Source organism: Pseudomonas sp. efr-133-TYG-103a (assembly GCF_030209235.1).
Lineage (GTDB): Bacteria > Pseudomonadota > Gammaproteobacteria > Pseudomonadales > Pseudomonadaceae > Aquipseudomonas.
This window is the reverse complement of the sequence record NZ_JARVSK010000012.1, coordinates 19872-33405: the sequence shown is the minus strand read 5'-3', so window position 1 is coordinate 33405 and position 13534 is coordinate 19872. Positions and strand designations below refer to the sequence as shown.

General features: G+C 60.2%; 9 protein-coding genes. All 9 read right to left on the bottom strand.

All coding sequences use genetic code 11. The annotated features are described in order from the left end of the window. Positions 1-84: 84 nt before the first annotated feature. The 9 genes from QRN36_RS10915 to rnr all read right to left on the bottom strand — a co-directional run bounded on the left by QRN36_RS10915 (position 85) and on the right by rnr (position 13365). Positions 85-3378, bottom strand: a complete 3294-nt coding sequence (locus tag QRN36_RS10915; RefSeq protein WP_285424096.1) for a transglutaminase family protein — start codon at positions 3376-3378, stop codon at positions 85-87. 297 nt (positions 3379-3675) lie between these two features. Continuing rightward, a complete protein-coding gene (locus tag QRN36_RS10910; RefSeq protein WP_285424095.1) occupies positions 3676-5985 on the bottom strand; it encodes a YgiQ family radical SAM protein in 2310 nt (769 codons plus the stop codon). A 104-nt stretch (positions 5986-6089) separates the two neighbouring features. Further along, on the bottom strand, positions 6090-7487 hold the full coding sequence (dnaB, locus tag QRN36_RS10905; RefSeq protein ID WP_093465019.1) for a replicative DNA helicase: 1398 nt from the start codon (positions 7485-7487) through the stop codon (positions 6090-6092). A 149-nt stretch (positions 7488-7636) separates the two neighbouring features. After that, positions 7637-8083, bottom strand: coding sequence for a 50S ribosomal protein L9 (gene rplI, locus QRN36_RS10900; RefSeq protein WP_062379016.1), 447 nt, complete (start codon positions 8081-8083; stop codon positions 7637-7639). Between the two features lie 20 nt (positions 8084-8103). Next, the gene (locus QRN36_RS10895) at positions 8104-9000 is read right to left on the bottom strand and encodes a hypothetical protein (protein WP_093465021.1); all 897 of its coding nucleotides are present in this window, start codon (positions 8998-9000) and stop codon (positions 8104-8106) included. A gap of 41 nt (positions 9001-9041) precedes the next feature. Next, on the bottom strand, positions 9042-9272 hold the full coding sequence (gene rpsR, locus QRN36_RS10890) for a 30S ribosomal protein S18 (protein WP_037015707.1): 231 nt from the start codon (positions 9270-9272) through the stop codon (positions 9042-9044). Between the two features lie 28 nt (positions 9273-9300). After that, the gene (rpsF, locus tag QRN36_RS10885) at positions 9301-9723 is read right to left on the bottom strand and encodes a 30S ribosomal protein S6 (RefSeq protein WP_062379020.1); all 423 of its coding nucleotides are present in this window, start codon (positions 9721-9723) and stop codon (positions 9301-9303) included. A 250-nt stretch (positions 9724-9973) separates the two neighbouring features. Continuing rightward, positions 9974-10735: a 23S rRNA (guanosine(2251)-2'-O)-methyltransferase RlmB gene (rlmB, locus tag QRN36_RS10880; protein WP_285424094.1), complete on the bottom strand. Its 762-nt coding sequence runs from the start codon at positions 10733-10735 to the stop codon at positions 9974-9976. Continuing rightward, a complete protein-coding gene (gene rnr / locus QRN36_RS10875) occupies positions 10732-13365 on the bottom strand; it encodes a ribonuclease R (RefSeq protein WP_285424093.1) in 2634 nt (877 codons plus the stop codon). The genes rlmB and rnr overlap by 4 nt, the downstream gene beginning before the upstream one ends. Positions 13366-13534: the final 169 nt, after the last annotated feature.

The window sequence follows — 13534 nt, the reverse complement described above, 5'->3', positions numbered from 1 at the left end:
CACGCAGAGGCTCGCTTCCTTGCGGCCGCTTGCGGTGCCGGATCGCCTGACGTTCGGGTCAGGCGATTGGTCCGGGCTGTGATCTTATCGGTGCAGACGCAGATCCAGCGTCATGGGCAGTTCATCGTTGATGGTCAGCGCAGGGACGGACAGCTTGCCGGGCGTGTGGCCGACGCGGAAGAACCGCGACAGGCGTCGGCTTTCGGCCTCGTTGGCGTTCACCGGCAGGGTCTCGTAATTGCGACCTCCAGGATGCGCGACATGATACTCGCAGCCGCCCAGAGAACGCTGCATCCAGGTGTCGAGGATGTCGAATACCAGCGGCGCATGCACCGGAATCGTTGGCTGCAGGGCGTTGAAGGGTTGCCAGGCCCGATAGCGCACGCCGGCCACGAATTCACCCACTCGCCCGGTGGGTTGCAGCGGCACCGGAACGCCGTTGCAGGTCAGCATGTAGCGCTGCGGCGGCAGACCGGTGACCTTCAGCTGCAGGCGTTCAAGAGACGAGTCGACATAACGCACCGCGCCACCGGCGGCACCCTCTTCGCCCAGCACGTGCCAGGGTTCCAGGGCCTGACGCAGCTCCAGTTCGATGCCGCTGACCGCGTAATCGCCGACTTTGGGGAATCGAAACTCCAGATGCGCGGCGAACCACTCGGCGCGCACCGGGTAACCCGCAGCGTTGAGCTCGACGATCACATCGGCAAAATCCTGCTCGATGAAGTGAGGCAGCATGAAGCGGTCGTGCAACTCGGTGCCCCAACGCGCCAGTTTTGCCGGGGCGTAAGGCTCACGCCAGAACCGCGCCACCAGCGCGCGCAACAGCAACTGCTGCGCAAGGCTCATTCGCGCGTGAGGCGGCATCTCGAATGCACGAAGCTCCAGCAGCCCCAGCCGCCCCGTGGCGCCGTCTGGCGAATAGAGCTTGTCGATGCAGAACTCGGCGCGGTGCGTGTTGCCGGTCACGTCGATGAGCAGGTTGCGCAGCAGCCGGTCCACCAGCCATGGCGAACATTCCTCGCCAGGCGCTGGCATCTGCGAGAAGGCGATTTCCAGCTCGTAAAGCGAGTCGTTGCGCGCCTCATCGACACGCGGCGCCTGCGAGGTCGGCCCGATGAACAGCCCGGAAAACAGATAGGACAGCGAGGGATGGTTGTGCCAGTAGCTCAACAGACTGCGCAGCAGATCAGGCCGGCGCAGGAATGGCGAGTCGCCCGGTGTCGCGCCGCCGAGCACGAAATGGTTGCCGCCGCCGGTGCCGGTGTGGCGCCCGTCGATCATGAATTTTTCGGTGGTCAGGCGGGTCAGCCGCGCCTGCTCGTACAGGAACTCGGTGCGCTCGACCAGCTCGTCCCACGTGGACGACGGCTGCACGTTGACCTCGATCACACCTGGATCCGGCGTGATGCGGAAGTTGGCCAGACGCGGATCGCTCGGCGGCTCATAGCCTTCCAGCAGCAGCGGACAATGCAGTTCCTGCGCAGTCGATTCAATGGCAGCGACCAGTTCCAGATAGGCCTCGAGCGACTGCAATGGCGGCATGAACACATAAAGCCGGCCACCTCGCACCTCGGCACTCAACGCCGTACGGGTCAACCAGTCGGCGGACTCGTCGATGACCGGCGCCCGCTCGGCTTCCGTGTCCGCCTGCTCGGTCAGCCCGTCCAGCCGGGACTGAAGCGCTTCACGGTCCGGCAGGTCCGGGAATTCCTGATTGGGGTCATTGGGGTGAATGTACGGATACTCGGCCGCCTTGACCCAGGGCTGCGAGGCGAGCGGAAGACGGTAGCCCAGGGCGGAGTCGCCCGGCACCAGCCGACAATGCTCGTCGCGCAGATACCAGCGCCCGCTTTGCCAGCGATCATCGGCGGCCGTGCGGGCCAGTGGCAGCACGTGCCCCACGACTTTGTCGAGCCCTTGGGAAAACACTCTGTTCAGCCGCGCACGCTCGAGTTCGTCGCCAAGCCGGGAGTCTTCGGCGGTGACGTTCTGCGGCAGCGCACCCTCGCGCCACAGATAGTAGAAGTTGTCTTCGTAAGCAGGGAACACGTAGCGGGCAGGCAATTTCAGCCGTTCGGCAACGCTGCGCAGGAAGCGCCCGGCCGTCTCGCTGTCGGCGCCGTAGTCTTCGCTTTCATCGGCGATCAGGGCGTCATTGCGCCATACCGGCTCGCCGTCACGTCGCCAGAAGCAGTTCAGCGACCAGCGCGGCAACTGCTCGCCCGGATACCATTTGCCCTGGCCAAAGTGGACGATGCCCTGAGGCGCATAATGCTTGCGCATGCGCTGGAACAGTTCAGCCGACAACGCCCGTTTCTTCGGGCCGAGCGCGGCGGTGTTCCATTCGCTGCCGTCACGATCGTCAATGGACACGAACGTCGGCTCGCCGCCCATGGTCAGGCGCACGTCATGGGCGGACAGGTCAGTGTCGATCTGACGGCCCAGCGCCTGAATCTCCAGCCACTGCTCTTCGGTGTAAGGCTTGGTGACACGCGGCGCCTCCCAGATGCGCTCCACCGACATGTCATGACTGAATTGGGTTTCGCACGGTTCGACCAGACCACTGATCGGCGCTGCAGAAGACGGCTCGGGACTGCAGGCCAGCGGAATGTGGCCTTCGCCTGCGAAAAGTCCCGACGTCGCGTCCAGACCGATCCAGCCTGCCCCCGGCAGATACACCTCGCACCAGGCGTGCAGATCGGTGAAGTCGACATCGGTGCCGGAAGGACCGTCCAACGCCGCAACGTCGGCTTTGAGCTGGATCAGGTAGCCGGACACAAAACGCGCTGCCAGCCCCAGATGACGCAGCAATTGCACCAGTAGCCAGGCGGAATCGCGGCAGGAACCGGAAGCGTTTTCCAGCGTGAACTCAGGCGTCTGAATGCCCGGCTCCATGCGAATCAGATAACCGATGTCGTTGGCCAGCCGCTGATTAAGATTGACCAGAAAGTCGATGGCCGGAATCGGCGTGCGGTCGATACTGTTCAAGTACGCCTGAAACTTCGGCGTCAGCGGGAGTTTTTCCAGATACGGCAACAGCTCGTGATGCTCTTCCCGGGCGTAGGTGAACGGGATGTTCTCAGCGTACGGCTCAAGGAAGAAATCGAAAGGGTTGAACACCGCCATTTCGGCGACAAGGTCGACCTCGATGCGCAACTCGTCGGTCTTTTCCGGAAACACCAGGCGGGCCAGGTAATTACCCTGCGGATCCTGTTGCCAATTGATGAAGTGATTGTCAGGCAGGACTTTCAGCGAATAGGACAACACACGCGTGCGGCTGTGAGCCGCAGGACGCAAGCGCACGATCTGCGGACCCAGTTCTACCGCTCGTTCGTAGCGGTAATGCGTGACGTGGTGCAAGGCAATGTGAATCGACACGGCGTGCCTCCTGCGAGCCTGGACGGTAGCGGAACCGCGCAAGACTTATGCCATCCAGGCAAGTCAGGCGCCTTCGGCGTTGATGATGCTCGCTCAGCTAAGCACAGCACCAAAATCGCGCCAGCTTCGGCGGACGGTGCAAGGGTCGCACGGAAATGAGGCGGGTGGGGTTATTTACGCGGGAACCGCCAATTTGCCGGGGGCCACGGTGCGAATCGTGGTCATTGGCGCGCAGGTTTTGAAAGGGAGAAAGTAAAACGCCAGCTCGAAAGCTGGCGTTTTTCACCGCGGCATCATTCAGCGTGGAAACACCGGCTGACGGGACGGCTTCTTGCTCTTGCCGCCCTTCCCGCCTTTCGCAGCGTCAGCGCGCTCCTTGGCCGCCTGTTTGTTGCGAGCGGCCGCAGCGGCCTTGGCCTCTTCGCGTTTGTCCCACGGCTTGCTGCCGTCGGTTGCGCGCGGCGGCAGGCCAGTGTGCTGGGTGAGAATCTTCGTGGTCTTCGCGACCTTGTGGCTTCCCACCGGCGTCGAGTTCTTGCGACGCGCGCTCTGGTAGCTGTCGGTTTCCGGCTGATGCAGCGGAATCAGCTGGTTCTTGCCCGAGCCGATGAGGTCGGAACGGCCCATGCGCTCGAGCGCTTCACGCAGCATCGGCCAGCCTTTCGGATCGTGATAACGCAAGAACGCCTTGTGCAGACGACGCTGTTCTTCGCTCTTGACGATGGTCACCGGGTCGCTTTTGTACGTGACCTTGCGCAGCGGGTTCTTGCCCGAGTGATACATGGCAGTCGCGCTGGCCATCGGCGACGGGTAGAACGCCTGCACCTGGTCGGCGCGGAAGCCGTTGCCTTTGAGCCACAGCGCCAGATTCATCATGTCCTCATCGGTCGTGCCCGGATGAGCCGCGATGAAGTAAGGAATCAGGTACTGCTCTTTGCCCGCTTCCTTGGAGAACTTCTCGAACATGCGCTTGAAGCGGTCGTAAGAGCCAATGCCCGGCTTCATCATCTGATTGAGCGGGCCTTCCTCGGTATGCTCCGGCGCGATCTTCAGATAGCCGCCGACGTGGTGCGTGACCAGTTCCTTGACGTACTCCGGCGACTCGACTGCCAGGTCGTAGCGCAGGCCCGAGGCGATCAGGATCTTCTTCACGCCCGGCAGCTCGCGAGCGCTGCGATACAGCTGAATCAATGCCGAGTGATCGGTGTTCAGGTTCGGGCAGATGCCCGGGAACACGCAGGACGGCTTACGGCATGCGGATTCGATTTCCGGGCTTTTACAGGCGATGCGGTACATGTTGGCGGTCGGGCCACCGAGGTCGGAAATCACCCCCGTGAAGCCTGGCACCTTGTCACGGATCTCTTCGATTTCGCGAATGATCGAGTCATGGGAGCGGTTCTGGATGATCCGTCCTTCATGTTCGGTGATCGAGCAGAACGTACAGCCGCCGAAGCAGCCACGCATGATGTTCACCGAGAAGCGGATCATGTCGTAGGCCGGGATTTTCTCCTTGCCGTACGCCGGATGAGGAACACGTGCGTATGGCATGCCAAACACGTAGTCCATTTCTTCGGTGGTCATCGGAATGGGCGGCGGATTGAACCAGACATCGACCTCGCCATGCCGCTGTACCAGCGCCCGCGCGTTACCCGGGTTGGTTTCCAGGTGCAGCACGCGGTTGGCGTGAGCATAAAGAACGGCGTCGTTTCGCACCTTTTCCATGGACGGCAGGCGGATGACGGTTTTTTCGCGGGTCATGCGCGGGCTCGCCAGGATCTGCACGACCTTGGCTTCATTCGGGTCTTCAACCGGCCCTTTTTCCTGCTCGATGGCGCAGGCCTGCGTGTCCTGCGTGTTGACGTATGGGTTGATGATCTTGTCGATCTTGCCCGGACGATCAATGCGCGTGGAGTCGACCTCGTACCAGCCTTCAGGCGTGTCGCGACGAATGAACGCAGTGCCGCGCACGTCGGTGATGCTTTCGATCGACTCACCATAAGAAAGACGATTGGCGACCTCGACGATGGCCCGCTCGGCGTTGCCGTACAGCAGGATGTCAGCGCAGGCGTCGATCAGGATCGAGTTGCGAACCTTGTCCTGCCAATAGTCGTAATGCGCGATGCGACGCAGGGAGGCCTCGATGCCGCCGAGCACGATCGGCACATTCTTGTACGCTTCCTTGCAGCGCTGGCTGTAGACCAGGCTGGCGCGATCGGGACGCTTGCCCGCCATGCCACCCGGCGTATAGGCATCGTCCGAACGGATTTTCTTGTCGGCAGTGTAGCGGTTGATCATTGAATCCATGTTGCCAGCCGCGACGCCGAAGAACAGATTCGGCTCGCCCAGCTTCATGAAGTCGTCTTTGGATTTCCAGTCCGGCTGAGCAATGATGCCGACACGAAAGCCTTGCGACTCCAGCAGCCGGCCAATGATCGCCATGCCGAACGACGGATGGTCGACGTAGGCATCGCCGGTGACGATGATGATGTCGCAGGAATCCCAGCCAAGCTGATCCATCTCTTCCCGGCTCATCGGCAGGAAAGGCGCTGGCCCGAAACATTCGGCCCAGTACTTCGGATAGTCAAATAACGGCTTGGCTGCTTGCATGTCGATGACCAGTGTTCGTAATCAGGGAGGCGAGTTTCTTGGGGAAAATCGCGGGCGCGGAGAATAGCACAAAAAATAACCAATTCCGACCATGCGGCTAGGTTTTACTCATCATCATCAAAGTTGTAACTGCCCGGCGCCAGGTTCTCGAAGCGCGTGTACTTACCAATGAAGGCCAGCCGCACGAAGCCGATCGGACCGTTCCGCTGTTTACCGATGATGATTTCAGCGATGCCCTTGTGCTCGGTCTCCGGGTGATACACCTCATCCCGGTACACGAACATGATGACGTCGGCGTCCTGCTCGATCGCTCCGGATTCACGCAAGTCGGAGTTGACCGGCCGCTTGTTCGGGCGCTGTTCAAGCGAGCGGTTCAGCTGAGAAAGGGCGACCACCGGGCAGTTGAATTCTTTGGCCAACGCTTTGAGGGATCGCGAAATTTCGGAAATTTCGTTGGTCCGGTTGTCACCACTCGAGCCCGGAATCTGCATCAGTTGCAGGTAGTCGATCATGATCAGGCCGACATCGCCATGCTCGCGCACCAGGCGCCGGGTGCGCGCCCGCATCTCGGATGGGCTGATGCCTGCGGTATCGTCGATGAACAGTTTGCGGTCATTGAGCAGATTGACCGCCGACGTCAGCCGCGGCCAATCGTCGTCGTCCAACTGACCGGAACGCACCTTGGTCTGATCGATACGCCCGAGCGAAGACAGCATACGCATGATCAGCGATTCACCTGGCATCTCAAGCGAGTAGACCAGAACCGCCTTTTCGCTGCGCAACACCGCGTTCTCGACCAGGTTCATCGCGAACGTGGTCTTACCCATCGACGGTCGTCCGGCGACGATGATCAAGTCCGAAGGCTGCAGGCCGCTGGTCTTCTCGTCCAGATCGGTGTAACCGGTGGAAAGGCCGGTGATGCCCTCGCCCAGGTTGAACAGCGTGTCGATGCGATCGATGGCTTTGGTCAGCAGATCGTTCACGCCGACCGGTCCGCCCGTCTTGGGCCGCGCCTCGGCGATCTGGAAGATCTGCCGCTCGGCCTCATCGAGAATCTCTTCTGCGGTGCGCCCTTCGGGATTGAACGCGCTGTCGGCAATCTCGTTACTGATGCCGATCAACTGACGCAACGTCGCGCGCTGGCGCACGATCTGCGCGTAGGCCTTGATGTTGGCGACCGAGGGAATGTTCTTCGCCAGTTCCGACAGATAACCGAGACCGCCGACCTGAGAGGTCTGGCCTTCTTTGTCCAGTTGCTCGGACAGCGTCACGACGTCGATTGGCAGGTTCTGATCAGCCAGCTTGGCGATGGCGCGGAAGATCAGACGGTGGTCATGACGATAGAAGTCGCCATCCGAAACCTGATCCAGCACGCGCTCCCAGGCATTGTTGTCCAGCATCAGACCACCGAGCACGGCCTGTTCGGCCTCGATGGAATGCGGAGGCACCTTTAGGGCAGCGGTTTGCAGATCGTATTGCTCGGGAGCGGAAATATCGTTCATGGCCACACGGAATCAGGGGGTTTGAATCAGGATACTCAGAAATGACAAAGGGCACGACCTGCGAACAGGATCGTGCCCAATGCTAACCGGCTGATGAGCGAGTCGCCAACCGATCAGACGCCCGCACCGAAGCGCGGGAATCGAACTGCTTAAGCAGCCACCACAACAACGCGAACGGTAGCTTCAACATCGCTGTGCAGGTGCACGGCAACGTCGTATTCGCCAACGTTACGGATGGTGCCGTTCGGCAGACGAACTTCAGCTTTGGCAACTTCGACGCCTGAGGCGGTCAGTGCATCAGCGATGTCGTGAGTACCGATCGAACCGAACAGCTTGCCTTCGTCACCAGCAGTGGCAGTGATGGTCACTTCCAGCTCAGCCAGTTGAGCAGCGCGAGTTTCAGCAGAAGCTTTCTTCTCGGCAGCGGCTTTTTCCAGCTCAGCGCGACGCTCTTCAAACGCGGCCAGGTTGGCAGCGGTTGCAGCGGTGGCTTTGCCGAAAGGCAGCAGGTAGTTACGACCGTAGCCAGCCTTAACGTTTACTTTATCGCCCAGGTTGCCCAGGTTGGCGATTTTTTCCAGCAGGATGAGTTCCATTTGGTAATAACCTCTTAACTTTAACCTTCACCGTTCGCAGAACCGTCATCGGCATCTTTCGACGCCAGCCGGCCGCGAAAATCAATCAGGCTGTCGACAATGGCAAACACCACCAGCAACGGATAAATCAGCTGCATGAACAGCAGAAGCGTGACGTACAACCCCACCAGCCAGAAACGGGTCAGGCGCTTTGCAGCCACCAGACCGTGAATCAGAGCCAGCCCCGCGAACATCAGCGGCACGCTGCACAACGGTGTCAGCATCGCCAGTTGCGGACCGAAGTTCGGCCCCACCAACATGCACACCAGCAGCACCAGCATCGGTGCCCGCGGGAGTCTCAGGCTGCGAAACTCGCGACCGAAACCACCCGGGTTATACAACAGCGCCTGCCAGTAACGCCCAAGGATCAGGCATACCACGCTGACGATCTGCAACAACGCTGCGATCAGGCCGTTCAGGACCGGCGTAATCAGTGCTCCCAGTCGCGCTCGCTCTTCTACCGACATCTGTTGGTAGACATCACCGAAGACGTGGGGCAGAAGTTTCTGCAACTCCCCCGCCATGGCTTCGATGGGCTCGCGGAAAACCGCTCCCAGAATCACTGCGTACAACAATCCCGCCACTACGCTGACCAGCAGCACGCGGACCCAGGACTCGCTGGCGCGCAACACGGCCGCCAACCCCCATGAACCCAGCAACACCATCAGGGTGCGAGGTTCACCGAAATACCACCAGACCAACGCCGGTAGCAGAGCCCAGGCGAGAACGCTCAAGGCGTCACTCAACCCGCGTCGCAGGAGCACAAGGCACCCTGCGGCAGCACTCAACCAGAACAACAGCGGCAACGCCGCACATCCCACCACTACGAGAGTGGCTTGCACGCGGCCGCGCATGATGAATTCAGCCAAGGCGCGCATGCGATTTATCCCTTACTGCTTTTTGTCGACTGAACCTGGTCTCAGCGGCCGTGGCTGTCGGTGTAGGCCAGCAGGGCCAGGAAGCGGGCGCGCTTGATAGCGGTAGCCAGCTGACGCTGATAACGAGCTTTGGTACCGGTAATACGGCTAGGAACGATCTTGCCGGTTTCAGATACGTAGGCTTTCAGGGTGTTGAGATCTTTGTAATCGATCTCCTTCACATTTTCAGCTGTGAAGCGGCAGAATTTACGACGACGGAAGAAACGTGCCATGTAATAGGCTCCTCAAAAGGTCCGTGGATTACTCGTCAGCGTTATCGCTGTTGTCGCTGTCATCACTGTCAACGCCTTCAGCGTCGGAGTGCTCAGGACGGTCGCGACGCTCACGGCGCTCACTGCGGTTCTCTTCAGCCTTGAGCATTTCGGACTGGCCGGTAACGGCTTCGTCGCGACGGATGACAAGGTTACGGATCACGGCATCGTTGTAACGGAAGTTGTCTTCCAGCTCGGCCAGAGCCTTGCCAGTGCACTCAACGTTCAGCATCACGTAGTGAGCCTTGTGAACATTGTTGATTGCGTAGGCCAGTTGACGACGGCCCCAATCTTCCAGACGGTGGATCTTGCCGCCGTCTTCTTCGATCAGCTTGGTGTAACGCTCAACCATGCCGCCGACTTGCTCGCTCTGGTCCGGGTGAACCAGAAAGATGATTTCGTAATGACGCATGAATGCTCCTTACGGGTTGTAGCCTGCCGCCAAAGCGGTCAGACAAGGAGTGAATAACACTGGTTTATCTTGCACAGGGACAGGCACAAAAGCGCCTGCCATGACAGCAAGGGGCGCAATTGTAGAGAAGCACCAGAGGCGGCGCAAGGAAATTGGTGATTATTTGAACAAAGGCAGGCTTGAGCTGTAAGCCGCAAACGACAAGCTGATCGCGGGTGGTTTCAGCTTACCGTTTGCCGCCTGAAACTCGTTACTTCCGTGAAGCGGCCGCCTTGACGCTGCGCTGGCGCATGGCTTCGAACAGGCAGACGCCGGTCGCCACCGACACATTGAGGCTGCTGACACTGCCTGCCATTGGCAGACGGACCAGATAATCACAATGTTCGCGGGTCAGTCGGCGCATGCCCTTACCCTCGGCGCCCATGATCATGATGGTCGGGCCGGTCAAGTCCTGCTGATACAGTTCCTGCTCGGCCTCACCGGCCGTGCCGACGACCCACAGACCGCGCTGTTGAAGTTTCTCAAGCGTACGTGCGAGGTTGGTCACCGCGACCAGCGGAATCACTTCCGCTGCACCGCAAGCGACTTTGCGCACCGTTGGCGTCAGCGTCGCGGACTTGTCCTTGGGCACGATCACCGCCAGCGCACCGGCCGCATCGGCGGTGCGCAGGCAGGCGCCGAGGTTATGCGGATCGGTGACACCGTCCAGCACCAGAATCAAAGGCGCGCCTTCCGTGCGATCCAGCAACTCGTCCAGCATCGCCTCACCCCAGACCTGGCTTGGACTCACGTCCGCCACCACGCCCTGGTGAACACCCTCGACCCAGGCGTCCATCTCACGACGCTCGGCCTGCCCGACGGAAACCCGATTCTGGGCAGCCAGATCAACCAAGACCTGAACCCGCGGATCGCTGCGCCCCTCAGCCAGCCAGATCTGCTTGACCCGCTTGGGATGGTGACGCAACAACGCTTCTACAGCATGCACGCCATAGATTTTTTCCAACGCACTCATGACTTGGCCTTAGGTTTGCGCACCCCACCGCTCTTCGCGGCAGGCGCCGAGCCCGATTTCGGCGGACCCTTACGATGTTTGCTCGGTTTTGCCGTTTTGCCTGCCGGAGCGGAATCACTCCTTGCCGGCTTTCCCGACGATGCCTTGCTACCGCCCTTAGCTTCTGCCAACAAGGCTTTTTTCAGTTCCCGACTCTTACGGACTTCAGCGTTTTTCGCGGCTGCATCACTGGGGCGGTAGGCCTCGACGACCGGTTCCTTGTTGGCACTGCGGCGACTCGGACGGGACGCGGTGGCCTTTTCCTTTTCTTTCTCTTTGGGCTGCTGGGCGGCAACCGGTTCAGCCGCTTTGCGCTTGCGACCGACCGGAGCGCTGGTCGTCTTCTCGGACATCTCGAAGTCGATCTTGCGCTCGTCCAGGTCAACCCGCATGACGCGCACTTCGACCGTATCTCCCAGTCGGAAGCTACGACCGCTGCGTTCGCCTGCCAGACGATGATGAACCGGATCGAAATGGTAGTAGTCCCCCGGCAATGCCGTGACGTGGACCAGACCCTCGACGTAGATGTCAGTCAGCTCGACGAACAGGCCGAAGCCGGTCACAGCCGTGATCACGCCCGGGAACGACTCGCCCACGCGGTCCTTCATGAACTCGCACTTGAGCCAGTTCACGACATCACGAGTGGCCTCGTCGGCACGGCGTTCACTCATCGAGCACTGCTCGCCTAATTGCTCGAGCACCGCCTCGTCGTAAGGATAAATGCGCGCTTTCGGAATGGTCGCAGCGCCTGCGCGGCGAACATGCGGCGTTTCCTGCTTGGAGCGAATCACGCTGCGAATCGCGCGGTGAGTCAGCAAGTCCGGATAACGACGAATCGGCGAAGTGAAGTGGGTATACGCCTCGTAATTCAGGCCGAAGTGGCCGTTATTGTCCGAGCTGTACACTGCCTGACTCAACGAGCGCAGCATGACGGTCTGGATCAGGTGGTAATCCGGACGATCCTTGATGGTTTCAAGCAGCGCCTGATAATCCTTGGGCGTCGGACCGTCTTTGCCCTTGTGCAGCGACAAGCCCAGTTCGCCAAGGAATGCGCGAAGTTTTTCCAGACGCTCAGGCGGCGGACCATCATGAACGCGATAGAGGGCCGGAATTTCATGCTTCTTGAGGAATTCGGCAGTCGCCACGTTCGCCGCCAGCATGCACTCTTCGATCAGCTTGTGGGCATCGTTGCGTGTAGTTGGACGGATTTCGGCAATCTTGCGCTCGGACCCGAAAATGATCCGGGTTTCCTGGGTTTCGAAGTCGATTGCGCCGCGAGTGTGACGAGCGCCCAGCAGCACCTTGTACAGCGCATACAGCTGCTTGAGATCGGGCACGACCTCGCTGTACTCACCGCGAAGCTGCTTGGCTTCGGTTGTTTTCGGGTGTTCGAGAATCGAGCTGACCTTGTTGTAGGTCAGGCGCGCATGGGAGTGAATGACCGCCTCGTAGAACACGTAATCGGTCATCTCGCCGGTCTTGGAGATGGTCATCTCACAGACCATCGCCAGACGATCAACGTGCGGGTTCAGCGAGCAAAGACCGTTCGACAGCTGCTCTGGCAACATCGGCACCACGCGCTCGGGGAAGTACACCGAGTTGCCGCGCACCTGGGATTCGGCGTCCAGCGCCGAGCCGATCTTCACGTAGCTGGAGACGTCGGCAATTGCCACGTAAAGCTTCCAGCCACCGGAGAACAGGCGCAGCTTGCCCGGTTTGGCTTCGCAATAAACGGCGTCGTCAAAATCGCGGGCGTCTTCGCCATCGATCGTGACGAAAGGCAGGTGGCGCAGATCGACGCGATGCTCTTTGTCTTTCTCTTCGACTTCCGGCTTGAGCCTGACGGCCTCTTTGAGCACAGCCTCAGGCCAGACGTGAGGAATGTCGTAGGTACGCAGCGCGACATCGATTTCCATGCCCGGCGCCATGTAATTACCCACGACTTCGACCACATCGCCTTGCGGCTGGAAGCGTGGCGTTGGCCAGTGGGTGATTTTCACTTCGACGAACTGGCCGATCTTCGCGTCGGCATTGCGGCCGGGCGTCACCAGCACTTCCTGCTGGATTTTCGGATTGTCCGGCACGACGAAACCGATCCCGCTCTCTTCGAAATAGCGGCCGACCACGGTTTCGTGGGCACGGGAGATGACCTCGACAATGACGCCTTCGCGGCGACCACGGCGATCCAGGCCCGAAACACGCGCGAGCGCACGGTCACCGTCGAACACCAGACGCATCTGGGCAGGGCTCATGAACAGGTCGTCGGAGCCGTCGTCCGGCACCAGGAATCCGAAGCCGTCACGGTGACCGCTGATGCGGCCCAGGATCAGATCGAGCTTGTCGACAGGGGCGTAAGTGCCGCGGCGCGTATAGATCAGCTGAGCATCGCGCTCCATGGCGCGAAGACGGCGGCGCAAGGCCTCGATCTGATCTTCAGTCGTCAGGCCAAATTCTTCCACCAACTGCTCGCGGGCCGCAGGGGATCCGCGCTCGGAAAGGTGCGCCAGAATCAGCTCACGACTAGGAATGGGGTTTTCGTATTTTTCCGCTTCACGAGCGGCCTCGGGATCGAGGGACTGCCAATCGGCCATTAGAATGAGTTCACCTTATCTGTATGCAATTAGTTTGGCATATACCAGATTGAAACGCGAAGACAGCGTTTGCTGAGACATTTCGCTATTTCAAAAAAAATTTCACCTCGGGGGTTTACAGCCCCCAAACTCATCCGTAAGATGCGCCCCACAACGACGGCACTGCCAC